This is a genomic window from Cobetia sp. 29-18-1, assembly GCF_029846405.1.
Lineage (GTDB): Bacteria > Pseudomonadota > Gammaproteobacteria > Pseudomonadales > Halomonadaceae > Cobetia > Cobetia amphilecti.
This window is the reverse complement of record NZ_JARWKS010000014.1, coordinates 86,210-103,141: the sequence shown is the minus strand read 5'-3', so window position 1 is coordinate 103,141 and position 16,932 is coordinate 86,210. Positions and strand designations below refer to the sequence as shown.

The window sequence follows — 16,932 nt, the reverse complement described above, 5'->3', positions numbered from 1 at the left end:
CGGACGAACGTCAGAAGATTCGTTTATGCGCTAGTCTGAACGTACAAGATTGGCAGGAACTTGCGAGAGCCACCGCGACAAGGCCCTCGAAGGACGTTCGATGCATGACGCAGGACTCCCGGCGACGGTCTGACAGGAACCGTCACTGGCAGTGAATCATCACGACGCTCGCCGTCCGACAACAATAAATGCAAAGGATTTACTCCACGATGGTCGATAACAGCCCCACCATACTCATCACGTTCGCTATCTATCTGGCGGTGATGCTCGGCATTGGCCTGCTGGCCTACAAGCGCACCTCCAACATGTCGGATTACATCCTGGGTGGCCGCTCATTGGGCCCCTGGACATCCGCCATTTCCGCCGGTGCGTCTGACATGTCCGGCTGGCTGCTGCTGGGCCTGCCCGGCGCTGCCTACCTCAGCGGCCTGTCCGCTGCCTGGATCGGCATCGGTCTGCTGGCCGGTACCTGGCTCAACTGGCTGATCGTCGCCAAGCGCCTGCGTATCTACAGCTTCGTCGCCAGCGACTCGCTGACCCTGCCGGATTACTTCGAGAAGCGCTTCCGCGACAACTCCAAGATGTTGCGCGTCATCTCGGCCGTCTTCATCCTGCTGTTCTTCCTCTTCTACACCAGCTCCGGTCTGGTGGCAGGTGGCAAGCTGTTCGAGACCGTCTTCGGCCTCGACTACACCATCGCCGTGACCGTCGGTACCATCGCCATCGTGTCCTACACCTTCTTCGGCGGCTTCCTCGCCGTGTCGTGGACTGACCTCATCCAGGGTCTGATGATGGCCGCTGCCCTGATCGTGGTGCCCATCGTGGCACTCACCGACATGGGTGGCGTGGCAGAAGCGACCTCGCGCATCACTGCCGAGAACCCGCTGCTGCTGGAATGGTTCCGTGACGCCTCCACCGGCGAAGCGCTGACCCTGGTCGGCATCGTCTCCTCACTGGCGTGGGGCCTGGGCTACTTCGGTCAGCCGCATATCCTGGCGCGTTTCGCGGCCATCCGCAGCGAGAAGGACATCGGCGCGGCCCGTACCATCGCCGTCGTCTGGTCTGCGCTGGGTCTGTTCGCGGCCATCTGCATCGGCCTGCTGGGTCTCGTCTACGTGCCGAAGGACCTGGCCGACAGCGAGAAGATCTTCATGGTCATGGTGAACTTCATCTTCCACCCGGCGGTTGCCGGCGTGCTGCTGGCCGCCATCCTGGCTGCAGTGATGTCCACCGCTGACTCCCAGCTGCTGGTGTCGTCCTCTGCTCTGGCCGATGACTTCTACAAGGCGCTGTTCAAGAAGGATGCGACCCAGTCCGAGCTGGTGTGGGTCGGTCGCTTCGCGGTGGTCGGTATCGCCATCATCGCCTGGATCCTGGCGCTGGACCCGAACTCCAGCGTGCTGGGTCTGGTGTCCTACGCCTGGGCCGGCTTCGGTGCCGCCTTCGGTCCGGCTCTGATCATGTCGCTGTACTGGCGTCGCATGAACCGCTTCGGTGCCCTGGCCGGCATCATCGTCGGTGGCGTGACCGTGGTGGTCTGGAAGCAGCTTTCCGGTGGCATCTTCGATCTCTACGAGATCGTGCCGGGCGTCATCTTCGCCTACATCGCCATCTACGTGGTCAGCATCATGAGCGCAGCACCGGCTGATGAAATCACCACGGAATTCGACAAGGTCGAGAACCACGCCTGATCGAGGTGTGACAAGACACTGTTGAAGCCTGTACCTATTGCCGTTCACATCGGCAATACGACAACGCCGCCCCTCGGGGCGGCGTTGTCGTTCATGGCAACTTGTCCTCACTGACTCACGCTGTCACGGCTTTCTCGCATGGCCTAATCACATTGGCGAGGCTTGCGGAAATCGATCACCCAGACTCCCTCTTGCAGTGACAGCACTGGTGATGGCACTTGCGACTTCACTTGCGACAGAACTTGAGATTGAGCGGATGAAGGGGCTGAGAGCTGGCTGGTGGGCTGATCGGAGGCCTGACTGGCAGCATCGCCCGGCGCACAGGGCGACCGCGCTTGCAGGCGCGCCTTGAGCGCCTCATCGCGCAGCAAGGTCACCGCGCTGGCGCCCGCCAGGCGTAGCCGCACCACGGCCCAGTAGTTGTCGGGCGTGAAGGCGGCGACCAGATTCTGGCCCACGGCCGCCACCTGCTGGCGAGCGATCCGCGCCAGTGGCGCCACTGGCGCCTCACCCAGCACCAGTACCGGCAAGGCATCGCGCGGCTGGTAGCGCTCGGCGTCGCGGGGCGAGTCCAGCGGCAGGCCCTGCTCCCGCGCCTGAGCCACCAGAGTGCGCGCCAGCTGTGTCTCATGGGTCTGCTGGGCGGCCAGCGCATTGCTCCAGGCGGCGAAGATCACCCCATGGCGCACCAGCAACAGGCCGGCGACGATCAACAGACACTGCTTCAAAGGGCACTGCCTCAGCCGCCGCCAGACAGATGTCTTGCGCTGCGTGTTGGCCGTTTCCGTCATGCTCGGCGTTGCGCTTGCCTCCGCGCTCGATCTAACGCTCTCTCTTGCTCTCACGCTCAGTGCCAGCATCAGGGCGCCACCCAGCAGCGGCCCCCAGGCGATCAGGGTGCGCGAATGAAATACCGGCTCGGCCAGCAACAGCATCGGCCCCCACAGGGCGGGAACCAGCAGCAGCGCCCACAGGGCCCAGCTCATGCGCTGCAGCGATAGCTGGCGCGCCGAGCGAGACCTGCCCTCGGGCGCGCCAGTGGCGGCTTCCTGTCGCACAGGCGCGCCGCGAGGCAGGAGTCGCAACAGCGCCGCCCCGGCCAGCAGTGCCAGACTGAGCCACAACGTGATCTGCCCCAGCCCCTCACGCAGTGCGCCCAGCGCCACGCTCAGGTTGTACTCCAGTCCCGCCAGCAAGGCCTGAGGGTCGGCGAAGGGCAGCATCTGGCCATGCTGCTGACTGTACTCCCCCGCCACCAGCAGCCGGGTGATGGGCAGATAGAGCAGCAAGGCGACGGCGGCCAGTGCCCCACGCTGCAACAGCATCCGCCAACGCGACCACAGTGAGGTGCTGGCAGCGCCCGCGAACATGGCCTCGAGCAGGCTCAGCACCAGAAAGGCATTCAGGGCCGGTTGATAGCTGCACAGCGCCAGCAACAACAGCAGCAAGGCGCTCAGCGGTGGCTGCCAGGCCTGCCACAGCCCTTCGCTTATCCCTCCGCCTTGCTCTCCCTCTGCCCTGCTTTTCCCGCCAGCACGCAGCACCAGACTGGCCAGTATGGCGCTAGCCAGCGCCACGCTCATCGGCAGGCTGTCGAAGGCGTAACTGAAATTCTGCAGGGTGAAGGGCGTCAGCCAGATCAGCGCATTGCCCACTACGCAGCCCACCAGCGAAAGCCCCGGCAGCCATCGCCACCAGGCCAGCGCCATGCCCGCCGCCAGCCCCCAGGCCGCCAGTTGCGGCAAGGGCGCGACATTGACCAGCACGTCGCCGAAGCCCAGCAGACGCATGATGCCCTCGGCGGCCGGGCGCGCATTGAGCATCCAGCCGTAATAGCCATCCAGCGCACGGCTCATGTCATCCAGATACAGCGCGCGCGTGGCGATCAGCGGCACAAGCCCGAGGCCGATCACTACAAGACTGGCAAGCAGAATGCGCCATGCCTGACGCCGTCTGGCATCAGCGGCATCACACGCTTGGGACAACAACTGCGACCTTGTCATGCACTGGACTCCCGATCAGAACGATACCCAGGACGGATGACGTCGAGAGTACCTGACTCGGGGCGCGATGGAATGCCCCGACGAAAGCCCATCAAAAACGCCACCCGAGGGTGGCGTTGTCGACATGCCTACGTGATGCGGAAGTTACTCGGCCGGCGTGCTGGCCTGATGGAAGTGCACATCGCGCTGCGGATAGGGAATGCTGATGCCGCGCTCATCAAAGGTCAGCTTGATGCGTTCGGTCATGTCCCACTTCAGCGCCCAGTAATCGGAGGCCTGGCACCACATGCGGAAGTTGAAGTTGACCGAGCTGTCGGCCAGCTCTGACACGGCGATCAGGTGGGACGGCTCCTTCATGATGCGCTCGTCACCGGCGACCAGCTCCTCGAGCACCGCCTTGACCTGACGGATGTCGTCGTCATAGCTGACACCGACGACCAGATCCAGACGCCGCGTCGGCAGCGCCGAGTAGTTGGTGATGGTGTTGGACATGACGCTGGAGTTCGGCACGGTGACCTTGCGGTTGTCCGGCGTCACCAGGCGGGTCTGCAGCATGGTGATCTGATCGACGCTACCGGAGGTGCCGGCGGCTTCGACGTAATCGCCCTTCTTGAACGGACGCAGCGTGACCAGCAGGAAGCCGGAGGCCAGATTGGACAGCGAGCTCTGCAGCGCCAGACCGATCGCCAGACCCGCCGCACCCAGCGCGGCGATCATGGAGGTGGTATCGACGCCGAGCTGGTCCAGAGCGGTCAGCAGCACCATGACCACCAGGATGGCGTAGGCGATCTGGCCGACGAAACCGGCCGCCGCCTCGTCCATGCTCTTGCGGTGCAGCAGCGAGGTCGCCCACTGGGTCAGGCGCTTGGCGACCCACATGCCGAAGACCAGCACGGCCAGCGCCGACAACAGGGTTCCGCCCCATTGCAGCCCTATCTCGAACAGCCGACTGGTATCCATGGGAATGGCATTCAAAAATTCCACGACAACTCCTTGAGCATCCCTTGCGTGGCAGTCAGCAGACCACCGGGTGCTTTATCGTTATAGGGCACGAGGCGCGCGCCGGGGACGCACCGACACTCGGCCGAACGGATCATTGGGTATTCACGCGCGCACAATTTACCTGACTATCGGCGTCACGTCAGTGCTCTTGCGCTCGGGACCGCGTGCCCTGCTCTGCGCTCATCACGCCATTCATCACGCAATTCCTCAATTCAGGGCGCACTTAAATTCAAGGCACCCTTCAATTCAGGGCGTAGGTCAGGGCTGCGCCCGAGCGGGCGTCAGTCCCAGCGGTGAGCGCAGCGTCAGCGCGTCCAGACGCAGGCCCACGGGAAACTTGTTGGCATCCAGGCCCGCATCACGCGGCGCGATGGGCGGCGGCCCCTTGAGAGTCAGGCTGAAGCTGCCGTCGCTCGCGATCAGCGCGGCGGGCACCTCGACCTCGAAGCGCTCATAACGGCCGCCCACCGGCCAGCGCGTGACGGTCTGCTCCCCGATCATGACTTCCACCGGCAGCGCGGTGGCCGAATCCGGGAAACGTGACAGCTCTAGCGCCACGACCACCGCCTGCGAGCCTGCCGGCGAGACCTCGGGCGCGACCCGCAGGCGCAAGGTGACCTCCGCCAGCCGCGCACTGACCGGCACGTCTGGCTGGGGCGAGTAGAAACCGGCCCACAGCACGCCGCAATTGCCCAGCGGCTCGCCCTTGCGGATGGGGTAGCGCTCACCGGGCGTCAGTACCGGCACCTCGCCCATCGGCCGGTAGCAGGTGGTGGCATGCTCGATGAAGTAGCGCCGGTAGTGATCATCGACCCTGGGCGTGCGCGCCAGCCACAGCAGGGTGAGTTCGAAGGCCAACACCACCACGGTGGCCAGCAGCCACCAGACCCGCTGGCTGCGCCGTGGCCGTGGCGCGCCATACAGGGCATCAGACGAGCCAGAAGACGGTGTCATACCAGTTCTCCACCAGCCAGAGATTAGCGAGCGCGCCCAGCATGACCAGGCCCCAGGCCAGCATGCGTGGCAGACGAGTGAGCAGGTCATGCAGGGCCAGCACGAACACCGGCATGCCGATCATGTAGCGCGGAATAGCGTCCAGCCCGGTCGCCAGCGGTACGAACAGCGTGAAGCCCGCCAGCCCCATCTCCAGCCAGCGCCGCTGCACGCCCAGCCAGCCGATCAGGCCGACACCGACCAGCGCCATGCTCGCCTGCCACGCCGGGCGCAGCGTCTCCGGCGCGCTCTGCCAGTAGCTCAGCCCTTCAATGAGGTTGGTGATGGGATTGCCCATCTCACGGCCCCAGGAAATCTGCACATGACTGAAGGCCAGCGCGTCACCCGTCCGGTGATAGAGCAGCGCCATGAACAGGAACAGCCCCAAGGGCCCCACCACGCCGATCAGCAGCCAATCGGGCCGCCGCCACAGCTCGGCGAAAGCCCGCAGGCGCAGGCGCGCCACAAGCTCGATTCCCATCGCGATGACCCAGAACACCCCGGTGGCGCGGGTCATCGACAACAGCAGCGTCCAGAGCATCACGCGGCCGGTACGCTGACAGCGCCAGTCGATCAATGACGCCAGACACAGCAGCCAGAACAGTGACTCGGAATAGAGCGCGCTGAAATAGAAGCTGTACGGCATGCTGGCCGCCAGCCACACGAACAGCAGCAACGGCGCGCCGGGGCGCGTGATGGCCAGATAGCGACAGCCCAGCCCCAGCGCGACGGCCAGCAAGGCATTGCTCAGGAGCACGCCCATCAGCTCGGGGTCCAGCTGACCGCCCAGCGTCACCAGCCACAGTAGCGCCGGATAGAGCGGGAAGAAGGCCCAGTTGGCGGCGTCGCCATCGCTCATGCCGCGCGCCTCGACATCGTAGCCGCGCGTCATGATGCCCTTGAACCAGCTGCCGTCGAACTGCGCCATGGCGTGCAGATAACTGTGATCGCCCCACAGCGCGATGGCGAGCCAGACGGCGCGCGTCACCAGCAGCGCCAGCAGGATATGCCCCCAGGGAATGCGCACGGCCTGCGCCCGCGCGAGTGCCTCGGCAGGGGGCGGCGTCTCGGCTGCCAATGTCTTGAGGCGCTCCCCCAGCGTCGAGCGCGGTCCTGCGGTGACGCTGTCATTCATGCATGGTCTTCCTTGAAGGCCCACAGCCGTGAGGCCAGATAGGTCACGATCGGCACCGAGAGCGTGGCGATCGCGATGGCGACGAAGCCCGACAGATCCAGCCCCTGCATCAGCAGTGCCAACAGGCCATTGTTGAGCGCAAAGCCGCCCGCCGCGACCAGCCCGAAACGCCAGGCACTGCCCTGGCGCTTGAAGGTCAGCCGGCGATGGCCGACCAGCGAGACCTGAAAGGCGACGCAGAAGGCAATGATGTTGGCGATGAACTCATTGAGCTGCGGCCACAGGAACAGCAGCAAGGCGGCGACGCCCAGGTGCACGCCCGTCGCGGCCAGCCCGACCAGCCCGAAGCGGGTCGCGGTGCCCGCCTCCTCCCTGGCGCGCGCAGTGACTGGCCTGTCGGACTCGCTGACGCCCTCACGATCAGCGCTCAAGTGATTCTCCTCGCGCCGCATCGCGTGACGCGCCGCGCACGACTCGCGCAGTGCTCAGGCCGCTGTCGAGGCCCCTGTCCGGTGACACGCTGCCCGGCGGGCTGTCGTGCAGGCTGTCATGGTCGATCAGGTAAAGCGGACGCTGCTTGGTTTCCATGAACAGACGACCGAGGTATTCGCCCAGCACGCCGATCGAGATCAGCTGCATGCCGCCGAAGAACAGGATCGCGACCATCAGTGAGGCATAGCCCGGTGCATCGGCGCCGAACAGCACCGTCTTGCTGATGATCACCAGGATATAGAGGAAGGACAGAGCGGCGACGACACTGCCGATATAGGTCCAGACCCGCAGCGGCCAGGTCGAGAAGCTCACCACGCCATCGAGGGCGAAGTTCCACAGCTTCCAGTAGTTGAACTTGGTGGTGCCGGCCGTGCGCGACGGGCGCTGGTAGGTGACGCCCACCGAGCGATAGCCGGGCCACGAGAACAGGCCCTTCATGAAGCGATTGCGCTCGGGCAGGCGCCGCAGCGCCTCGACGACGCGGCGGTCCAGCAGGCGAAAGTCACCCGCATCGCGCGGTATCTCGGTGAAGGTCAGGCGGTTGAAGACGCGGTAGAACCAGCCTGCTGTCTTGCGCTTGGTGGCGGTGTCTTCATTACGCGCGGCGCGCACGCCATAGACCATGTCGTAGCCGGCCTGCCATTGGCTGATGAACTCGAGGATCACCTCCGGCGGGTCCTGCAGATCGACATCCATCGGCACGACGGCATCGCCACGCGCCTGCTCGATGCCGGCGGACATGGCAGCTTCCTTGCCGAAGTTGCGTGTCAGACTCAGGTAGCGCACGCGGGCATCGCCGGCCGCCGCGGCCTCCAGACACGCCAGGGTGCCGTCGGTTGAGCCATCATCGACGAACAGCACTTCAAGATGTGGCACCTGCGAGCCCAGGGTCTTCTCGATGGCCTCCAGAAAGAGGCCGATGGTCTCCTCCTCGTTCATCACCGGCACCACCAATGACAAGACCCAGTCACCGGAAAGGCGGCGCGACATGTCGCGGGGGATATGCCCCGACGAGGTCGAGGACTGCCTGCCAGACGCCTGGCCGCAGGATGCATCAGCTGAGGACCGCATGGTATTTCCTCCATCGAGAGCCCCGTCATTCATGCACGCCAGGGCATCATCATCTGACAAGGTGAGAGTGAAGAGGACACAGGTGCTGCATCAGCGCTTTACCAGACACTCTCCCATTCTCGATCAGCGCCTCTCCTCCCTCCGCTCCATTACCTCTTGGGGCCGAGGGCGACGAATACAACGCAGCGTCAATGCTGACGGTGACCAGCGCGAACCGGTCTGCCAGCTGCAAGAATCCGTGAAAAGCCCCGCACAGCGCCAGCCATCGGCAAGGGCTTGCGAGAGCCTGTGAGGGTTTACGACGGTCTGCGAGGGCTTGCGAGAGCGGTCTGCGCGGGTCAATGAGCGCGACGCCACCTCGCTGCGTTATAGAGCCTGCGGCCTCAACAAGTAAAGCCTGAATCACTCAAGGGCTCGCAAGCCATGCCCTTGAGCCATGCCCTTAGCCCTAAACAAACACGGCCGCTCCAGGGAGCGGCCGTGTTTGTTGATGTAATGAATAGAGCCTGCGCAATCGCGTTACTGGCTGGACGCGAGGGTCACCAGCGTGATGAGCAAAAGACACCAGCTCAGTGGCGCCCCCAGCAGCCAGGCGCGGGTCGCATGGCGCGGCACCAGGCCGACGCCATGCGTGAAGCCGGCTCCCAGCCCCCACAGCGCGACCAGCAACATCAGATAGCGCGGCCCTGTCTGCATCGAGGCAATCGCATCCGGCCCCAGCAGCATCCAGATGGCCACCATGGCAGACAGCAGCAGCGAGGCCAGGTGGGCAGGTCGAGTTCGGCACCAGGCCGGTGGTCGTGAGGCGTACCAGGGTCGTGACATCGAGCTCTCCTTGATCGGAACGGTCAGCGGCGCAGAAGTAACGTTGGGGGCCGCCTCACTCAATCATCGTCAAAGGTGTGGGTCTGCTCAAGCCACAATGCATTGATGATGCCCGCGAAGCAGGCCAGCAACACACCGAGAATCCAGGCGAAATACCACATGGTGTCGTCTCCTGGCGAGGGCAGTGCCCTCGCCTGTTGATAGCAAATGGAAGCAATTGGCTCAGCTAGCTCAACTCAACTCAATACAGGCTGTGACCGTCCTGCTCGATATGCGCGACGGTGACGCGACGCCACATCTTCACGTAGCACCAGGTGGTGTAGAGGATGATGGTCGGCACCATCACCAGACCCGCCACGGTGACGATGGAGAGCGTCAGCTCGCTGGAAACGGAATCCCACAGCGTCAGGCTGGCCTCGCTCATGCGCGAGGACGGCACGATGAACGGGAACATGCTGATGCCCGCGGTGGCGACCACGCCCCCCACCCCGACGGAGCTTGCCGTGAAGGCCGCGCCGCCCTTGCGCCGGGCCGACAGCACCATCGCGGCCAGCACACCGACCACCGCGCTGAGCGGTGCCAGCAGCGTCAGCGGCTCACGTGCGTAGACATCCAGCCAGCTGCCCGGCCCGACCTGCTTGTCGAGCAGCTTCAAGGCCGAGGCGGTATCGCCCATCTGATCGATGCTGTAACCCATGCCGGACAGCCACACCCACAGGCCGCCCAGCGCGAACAGCCCCAGCGTCAAAAGGCCCAGCGGCTGCACCAGACGCGCGCTGCGTGCGGCGACGGTCTCATCGGCACGCGCCACCAGCCAGGTACCGCCATGCAGCATCACCATCACCACGGACAGCGCGGCGCACAGCAGCGCGAAGGGGTTGAACAGGCCCAGGTAGCTACCGGCGTAGCTGGCACGCATGAACTGATCGACTTCCAGCGGCACGCCCTGCAGCAGGTTGCCGAAGATCAGCCCGAAGAAGGCGGTGGGAATCAGGCTGCCGGCGACGATGCCGCGGTCCCACCAGCCACGCCACTGGGTGTTCTCGAGCTTGGAGCGATAGTCAAAGCCCAGCGGGCGGAAGAACAGCGAGAACAGGATGGTCAGCATCGCGAAATAGAAACTGGAGAACACGGCGCCGTAGACCACCGGCCACACCGCGAACACCGCGCCGATGGCGGTGACCAGCCATACCTGATTGCCATCCCAGTGCGGGGCCAGGGTATTGATCACCACACGGCGCTCGCTGTCATTGCGGCTGACCAGCGGCATCAGCATCGCCGCGCCCATGTCCATGCCATCGGTGATGACGAAGCCGATCAGCAGCAGCCCTACCGCCACCCACCAGAACAGCTTGAGGATCTCGTAATCCCACATGATCCGTTACTCCTTGAATGACAGCGAAGGATTGAGTGACATGCCGTCATCTTCGGACATGGCGCCATGGTGGATGCCGCTGCGCTCGAAGTGATAGCGACCGGTGTGCAGGGAAGACGGCCCCTTGCGCGCGAAGTGGAACATCAGCCACATCTCGATGACGAAGAACAGGCTGTAGAAGGCCAGGAAGCCACCGATGGACCACCACAGGTCGGACTCATCCAGACTCGAGGCCGCCATGAAGGTCGGCAGGATCTCCCCCACCGCCCACGGCTGACGCCCGAATTCGGCCACGAACCAGCCGGTTTCCACGGCGATGAACGGCAGCGGGATCGACAGCAGGCAGATCCACAGGAAGGGCCGCACGTCGAAGCGCTGCTTGGCGGTCATCCACACCGCCGCGATGAAGATCACCAGCATCGCCATGCCGCAGGCGACCATGATGCGGAACGAGAAGAACATCGGCGCGACCGGCGGAATCGAGTCGGCGGCGGCCTTGTCGATCATCTCCGGCGTGGCATCTGACGGAGTCTCGACGTAGCGCTTGAGCAGCATGCCGTAACCGAGATCATCCTTGACCGCATCGAAGGCCTTGCGGGTCGCGATGTCGTCCTGGCCATCACGCAGCTGCTGGAGCAGGTCATAGGCCTGCATGCCATTGAGGATGCGTCCGCGGTGCTCCTCGGTCAGCTCCTTGATGCCGGGAATCTCGGTATCCAGCGAGCGCGTGCCGATCAGGCCCATCACATAGGGAATATGGATGCCGTAATCGGTGTGCTGGGTCTCCTCGTTGGGCAGACCGATCAGCGTGAAGGACGCCGGCGCCGGCTCGGTTTCCCACATCGCCTCGATGGCGGCCATCTTGGCCTTCTGGACATCCCCGACTTCATAACCGGACTCATCGCCCAGCACGATCACCGAAGCCACCGAGAACAGACCGAAGGCGGCGGCGATGGCGAAGCTGCGCTTGGCAAAGCCCAGGTCACGCCCCTTGAGCAGGTAGAAGGCGCTGATGCCGAGCACGAACATGGCGCCGGTCACATAGCCTGCCGACACGGTATGCACGAACTTGGCCTGGGCGACCGGGTTGAAGATGACATCCGCGAAGCTGGTCAGCTCCATGCGCATGGTCTCGAAATTGAAGGCCGCACCGACCGGATTCTGCATCCAGCCGTTGGCGATCAGGATCCACAGCGCCGAGAAGTTGGAGCCGAAGGCCACAAGCCAGGTCACCATCAGGTGCTGACGCTTGGTCAGGCGGTCCCAGCCGAAGAAGAACAGGCCGACGAAGGTGGACTCGAGGAAGAAGGCCACCAGGCCCTCGATGGCCAGCGGCGCACCGAAGATGTCGCCGACGTAATGCGAGTAGTAGGCCCAGTTGGTGCCGAACTGGAATTCCATCGTCAGGCCAGTGGCCACGCCAAGAGCGAAGTTGATACCGAACAGCTTGCCCCAGAACCTGGTCATGTCCTGGTAGACCTGCTTGCCGGTCATGACATACAGGGATTCCATGATGGCCAGCAGGAAGGCCATGCCGATGGTCAATGGTACGAACAGGAAGTGGTAGAGCGCGGTCATGCCGAACTGGAACCGCGACAGCTCCACGACGGTATCGGAGATCATGTCTTAACCCCTTTGCGATAAGGCGGACGGTCAGGCTGCCGTCCCTGCATGCGCTTGCCACCGACGTCGGACGGACACATCAGGCCGACTCTCGCCGGCAAGCACACAGGCACTGAGACCTTGGTCGACATTGTCTACCCTCCCGCGCCAGTCTCCAGATGTCAGGTTGTCGCACTCACCGGGCGAATGTCGCACCCCCCACCTCCGTCAAGTGCCTGTTGTCACTGGACAACTCCGCTGCAAGCCGCATGGATGCTGGAGCGACGGGCCTCGCTGCCCTGGCGCCATCTCAACGCTGACTCTGCGCACCCCTGCGCGCGCTGCGACCATCGACCACACTGCGACGTTGCACCACGCTGCGACCGACTGGCGCACCCAAGCGCCGCCAGCCGCCGCACAGAAAGCCATCACGGCCCCGCGCCATTGACGCGGTGGGATGGAGAGTTTTGTGCCGCAGGCCTGTCACTTCCCCAGCAGGCTAACTATCATGGCCAGTCATCGCAGCGCTCACCGACAAGGATTGCCAGTGAACGCTTACCGCCTATCACCCGAGACCGTGATTCCTACCTGACATGACGCATCGCTCCCCCATTCATCCCTCTGCTGGTCACACCGCCACCACCAGCCCCAGCGCCACGGCGCCGCGCGGCCACGGCGATTACTGCGAAGCCGGGCTTGCCCGCCTGCTGGAGCAGCACGACCTCAATAGCTTCGATGCCCTGTGGCAAGTGGCAGCCCACGACGTCGACGCGCCGAATCGTGAACGCGGCGGCGTCTCGACGGTCTCACTGCTGACGCTCGAGGATGAGGACGGCAACAGCCATCGCCTCTATCTCAAGCGCCAGACCAACCACCTGGGCCGCAGCCTGGCGCGCCCGCTGGGCGAACCGACCTTCTCTCGCGAATGGCGTGCCATCCGCCACTATCACGCGCTGGGAATACCGGCAGTGGACGCCGGCTGGTACGGCGAGCGGCGTGCTGGCCGGGAATGGCGCGCCATCCTGATCACTTTCGATCTCGCCGGGCGCGATGATCTGGATCACTGGCATGAACGCTGGGCGGAACTCGATGCCGGCATGCGCTCTCAGGTCATCACCGCCAGCGCCCGCCTCGTGCGCGAGATTCATCAGGCTGGCCTGATGCATGGCTGTCTGTTCCCCAAGCACCTCTTCCTGAGTCGCCCGCCGAGTGAGTCGCCGGCCAGCACCTGGCAGATGGACGCCGTCATCATCGACCTCGAGAAGACGCGCCGCTTCGTGCTGCGCCGCCACGAGTGCCTGCGCGATCTCTACGTGCTGTGGCGCCGCCTGAAGGGCTGGCAGCACGATGAATGGCGACAATTTCTTGCCGTCTATCGCGATGCGGATGCGCAGAGCGCCGAGGTCAGTCAGTGGCTGAAAGAGCTGGAAGCACGCGCCGCACGCAAGCGTCGCTGAGCCTGCAGAGGCCGGTGACGGCCTTTGGCGTAGTGAGTACTAACCTCGCGCACGGCATGCGACCAAGGTCTTGGTCACCTTGCGCGAGGATGAATGGGGATGTCGCTCAAATGCGTCAGCACAAGTCTCACTCGTGAGACATTAAACTTCCCTGAAATAATCGGTAACATCCGCTAACAGGACGCCTAACAAGTTTTCAAACAACGTTCTAAAAAAATGCTTGCCAAACAGAACGCTGTTTTTTATAGTTTGCAGCGTCCCCTGATCGACGCAGCCACGCAGAGCACACGGCCCAAGCCGTAGGGTAGCGAGGCACTGCTGACAGGCAGCTCACGAAGCCAAGCTTCAAGGAGAACTACACATGAAAGCTATCAAGATCCTGACCGCTACTGTTATCGCCGGCACCATGGCAATGGGCGCACAATCCGCCATGGCATATGGCAAGGGTGATATCTTCCTGCGCGGTGGCGTTGCCAAGGTCGACGGCAAGAGCAACAACGGCAACGGTCTGATCGCCAAGGACGAGTCTGGCTTCGCCGGTTCCATGGGCTACATGTTCCACGACAACCTGGCCATCGCCCTGCAGTCCACTGAAGAATTCAGCACTGACTGGGAAAACAGCGCCGGTGGTTTCGATCAGATGCCGATCAACCTGATGCTGCAGTACTACCCGCTGGGCGGTACTGAAGCCCGCGTCCAGCCGTACGCTGGTGTCGGCCTGAACTACACCCACTTCTCCGGTGAGTCTGCCGGTGGCCAGAGCATGGACATCGACGACAGCTACGGCGCCGCTGCCGAGCTGGGTGTGGACCTCAAGATCACCGAAGCCTGGGCCGTCAACGGCTTCGCTCGTTACGCCGACGTCAAGGCCGATACCAAGATCGCCGGTCAGGACGTGAACGACACCGAGCTGGACCCGGTCACTGTCGGTGCCGGTGTCACCTACCGCTTCTAAGTTCTTGCACGAGGCGTGAACATGCCTCCAGCGAGTACCTGGCAAGCCGTGTGATGCCGCGTCATGAAAACGTCAGCGATGGAGCTCGGCAACGCCGAGCCGTCCAGGCGCCAGATGGGCATCACACACAAACGCCGCAGACCTTCGGGTCTGCGGCGTTTTCGTTGTGGGCAGCCAACGGCCACATGGCCGATCTTCGCCGGCGCGGCGCAGAAATTGACCTGGATCAACCACGTCCCTGACCAAGCAAGAACGCCCGTAAACTCTTGCCCCAGATCAAATTTCTCGAAATTCGGCTACCTAGAATGGGGGCATTGTTTCCCGCCATCCTTCAGGAGCCATCATGTCCGACGTCGTCACTCGCTCAGCCTCCCTCCCCGCGCACCTGACTTCGCGTAGCCCGCGCTCTGCAGCACGCCCGTGGCAGCTTCTGGCACTGGCAGGCCTCACCGGCCTCGCGACTCTCGGCGCCGCACCGGCCATGGCCGCCGACTCGCTGAATGCCAGCTCTCACAGCTCTCACAGCTCTCACAGCTCGCTCAGCTCTCTCAACTACGGCGCCGGGCAGTTCTGGACGCGTGCGGGGGTCGCCAAGGTCTCGCCGAAGAGTGACAACGGTCGCATCGATGCCATCGGTGCCGACGTGGATGTCGATGATGACAGCGCCTTTGCCTTCACTCTCGGCTATCGCTTCACCGACACCTTCGGTATCGAGCTGCTGGCGGCGCAGGATTTCGACCACGACATCTCGCTCAATGGCCAGAAAGCCGGTTCCGTCGATCACCTGCCGCCGACCCTGACACTGCAGTACTACCCGCTTGGCGGACGTGAATCGCGCATCCAGCCGTACATCGGCGCGGGGGTCAATTACACCCACTTCTCCGATGAAACCCTCGACGATGGCACCAAACTCGAGATGGATGACAGCTGGGGCGCGGCCGCACAGATCGGCGTCGATCTGGTGATCAACGAGCACTGGGCGGCCAACGTCGCCGCCTGGTATCTGGATATCGATTCCGATGTCACCGTGGCGGGCAGCGTCAACGACAAGGTCGAGATCGACCCCATCGTGACCATGGCCGGGATCAGCTACCGCTTCTGATCAGCCACTTCCTGGCTAGCGCTTCTGACTGGCCAGAAACGACAACGCCCCGCCAGCCCATCTCGGGCCGGCGGGGCGTTGTGCTTTGTACCTGGTGCGCTGTGCATTGTGAGTTGTGCGCTCGGCACGTATCAGCGCGAGGCGGCTTGCCCACTGTTCGTCGTTGCCGAAGCCTTGGAAGTTGCTGAAGCTCTTGAGGTTGAGGGCGCTGAGGGCGTTGAGGGAATTGAAGGCGAAGGCGGCGTGGCGTCCTCTGCCGGCGCCTTGCTCACCTTGCCCGGACGCGGGCGGTCCAGCACCAGTCCCAGCACCACCAGTGCCGCGCCCGCCACCATCAGCGCGGTCCACTGCTCATCGAACAGCCACCATGCCATCAGCGCGGCACACGGCGGCACCAGGAAGAAAGTGCGCGCGACCTGATGGGCCTCGCCCCGTTCCAGCATCAGCATCAGCAGCCAGATGGCACCGACCGAGATGGCGATCACCAGCCAGGCCATGGTCAGCAGCAGACGCGGCGTGGGGTCAAAGACAAAGCTGCCGACACTGGTCGCGGCGACGACGAACACCGCGCCCGCACCGAGATACTGGAACATCAGCCCCTCGACCAGCCCCATGCGCCCGGAGACCCGCTTCTGCCACAGCGTCGAGCTGGACACGCCGATCAGCGCCACCAGGCACCAGACGAGCCCGATCAGCGGCCACTCCAGAGTGCCCGCGCCGTCCTTGGCAAGCCCTGCCCCCAGCACCAGGCTGACGCCGATGGCGCCACAGCCAAGCCCCGCCCACTGCTTGGCGCCCAGCCGCACGCCGAACAGCGGCAGTGACAGGGCCGCCGTCACCAGCGGATGCAGACTGACCAGCAGCGCCGTCAGGCCCGCCGGCAGCCCCGCCTTGACCGCCGCGAACACGCCGCCCAGGTAGGCGCCATGCAACAGCATGCCGATGCCCATCTGCGCCAGACGGTCATTGCGCCGGCCCCACTGACGCGGCTTGCGGCGCAGCCACAGAATCAACCCCAGCACCGGCAGCACCAGCAGGCTGCGCACTAGCAGCAAGGTGAAGGGTTCAGCGTCCAGGGTACCGAAGCGTGCGGCGATGAAGCCGCTGGCGAACAGAAACACGAAGCAAAGTGGCATCCACATCACGCAGACTCCAGCGAGAGAAATGACAAGCGGTCGGCCCATAGGCAGGTGCAGGACGTGCGTCGCCGGGACCACGACATGAGCCTT

Annotated in this window: 15 protein-coding genes; 4 read left to right on the top strand and 11 right to left on the bottom strand. The window is 64.0% G+C overall.

Annotated features, from left to right (window positions below; all coding sequences use genetic code 11):
• The first annotated feature begins 209 nt into the window (after window positions 1-209).
• Entirely contained in the window at window positions 210-1,691 is a 1,482-nt protein-coding gene (putP, locus tag QD208_RS12080) for a sodium/proline symporter PutP (RefSeq protein ID WP_192837900.1), read from the top strand.
• 143 nt (window positions 1,692-1,834) lie between these two features.
• Here the strand turns inward: putP and QD208_RS12075 are convergent, their stop codons facing one another.
• From QD208_RS12075 to QD208_RS12030, 10 genes are all read right to left on the bottom strand, one after another.
• A complete protein-coding gene (locus QD208_RS12075; RefSeq protein WP_279836945.1) occupies window positions 1,835-3,694 on the bottom strand; it encodes a glucosyltransferase domain-containing protein in 1,860 nt (619 codons plus the stop codon).
• A gap of 144 nt (window positions 3,695-3,838) precedes the next feature.
• Window positions 3,839-4,678, bottom strand: a complete 840-nt coding sequence (locus tag QD208_RS12070) for a mechanosensitive ion channel domain-containing protein (RefSeq protein ID WP_279836944.1) — start codon at window positions 4,676-4,678, stop codon at window positions 3,839-3,841.
• Between the two features lie 276 nt (window positions 4,679-4,954).
• Window positions 4,955-5,650, bottom strand: coding sequence for a hypothetical protein (locus QD208_RS12065; RefSeq protein ID WP_279836943.1), 696 nt, complete (start codon window positions 5,648-5,650; stop codon window positions 4,955-4,957).
• Window positions 5,625-6,824 carry a hypothetical protein gene (locus tag QD208_RS12060; protein WP_279836941.1) on the bottom strand — a complete coding sequence of 400 codons (1,200 nt, stop codon included), beginning with the start codon at window positions 6,822-6,824 and terminating at the stop codon, window positions 5,625-5,627. Before QD208_RS12060 ends, QD208_RS12065 begins: the two co-directional genes overlap by 26 nt.
• Window positions 6,821-7,255, bottom strand: a complete 435-nt coding sequence (locus QD208_RS12055) for a GtrA family protein (protein ID WP_159055771.1) — start codon at window positions 7,253-7,255, stop codon at window positions 6,821-6,823. The genes QD208_RS12060 and QD208_RS12055 overlap by 4 nt, the downstream gene beginning before the upstream one ends.
• The gene (locus tag QD208_RS12050; RefSeq protein ID WP_279836938.1) at window positions 7,245-8,387 is read right to left on the bottom strand and encodes a glycosyltransferase family 2 protein; all 1,143 of its coding nucleotides are present in this window, start codon (window positions 8,385-8,387) and stop codon (window positions 7,245-7,247) included. Before QD208_RS12050 ends, QD208_RS12055 begins: the two co-directional genes overlap by 11 nt.
• A 519-nt stretch (window positions 8,388-8,906) precedes the next feature.
• Window positions 8,907-9,212, bottom strand: coding sequence for a cyd operon YbgE family protein (locus tag QD208_RS12045; protein WP_082388798.1), 306 nt, complete (start codon window positions 9,210-9,212; stop codon window positions 8,907-8,909).
• Window positions 9,213-9,271: 59 nt separating this feature from the next.
• Window positions 9,272-9,373 carry a cytochrome bd-I oxidase subunit CydX gene (gene cydX, locus QD208_RS12040; RefSeq protein ID WP_024951692.1) on the bottom strand — a complete coding sequence of 34 codons (102 nt, stop codon included), beginning with the start codon at window positions 9,371-9,373 and terminating at the stop codon, window positions 9,272-9,274.
• A gap of 80 nt (window positions 9,374-9,453) precedes the next feature.
• Window positions 9,454-10,587: a cytochrome d ubiquinol oxidase subunit II gene (gene cydB / locus QD208_RS12035; RefSeq protein WP_279836936.1), complete on the bottom strand. Its 1,134-nt coding sequence runs from the start codon at window positions 10,585-10,587 to the stop codon at window positions 9,454-9,456.
• A gap of 6 nt (window positions 10,588-10,593) precedes the next feature.
• Entirely contained in the window at window positions 10,594-12,210 is a 1,617-nt protein-coding gene (locus QD208_RS12030; protein WP_153635381.1) for a cytochrome ubiquinol oxidase subunit I, read from the bottom strand.
• 572 nt (window positions 12,211-12,782) lie between these two features.
• On the opposite strand from QD208_RS12030, the gene QD208_RS12025 reads away from it, so the two are divergent.
• The 3 genes from QD208_RS12025 (at window position 12,783) to QD208_RS12015 (ending at window position 15,703) form a co-directional block, all read left to right on the top strand.
• Window positions 12,783-13,646: a lipopolysaccharide kinase InaA family protein gene (locus QD208_RS12025; RefSeq protein ID WP_063124274.1), complete on the top strand. Its 864-nt coding sequence runs from the start codon at window positions 12,783-12,785 to the stop codon at window positions 13,644-13,646.
• A 361-nt stretch (window positions 13,647-14,007) separates the two neighbouring features.
• The gene (locus QD208_RS12020) at window positions 14,008-14,601 is read left to right on the top strand and encodes an OmpW family outer membrane protein (RefSeq protein WP_279836933.1); all 594 of its coding nucleotides are present in this window, start codon (window positions 14,008-14,010) and stop codon (window positions 14,599-14,601) included.
• A gap of 481 nt (window positions 14,602-15,082) precedes the next feature.
• Window positions 15,083-15,703 carry an OmpW family outer membrane protein gene (locus tag QD208_RS12015; RefSeq protein ID WP_347881999.1) on the top strand — a complete coding sequence of 207 codons (621 nt, stop codon included), beginning with the start codon at window positions 15,083-15,085 and terminating at the stop codon, window positions 15,701-15,703.
• A gap of 131 nt (window positions 15,704-15,834) precedes the next feature.
• Here the strand turns inward: QD208_RS12015 and QD208_RS12010 are convergent, their stop codons facing one another.
• A complete protein-coding gene (locus QD208_RS12010) occupies window positions 15,835-16,845 on the bottom strand; it encodes a DMT family transporter (RefSeq protein ID WP_279836928.1) in 1,011 nt (336 codons plus the stop codon).
• Between the last annotated feature and the right edge of the window lie 87 nt (window positions 16,846-16,932).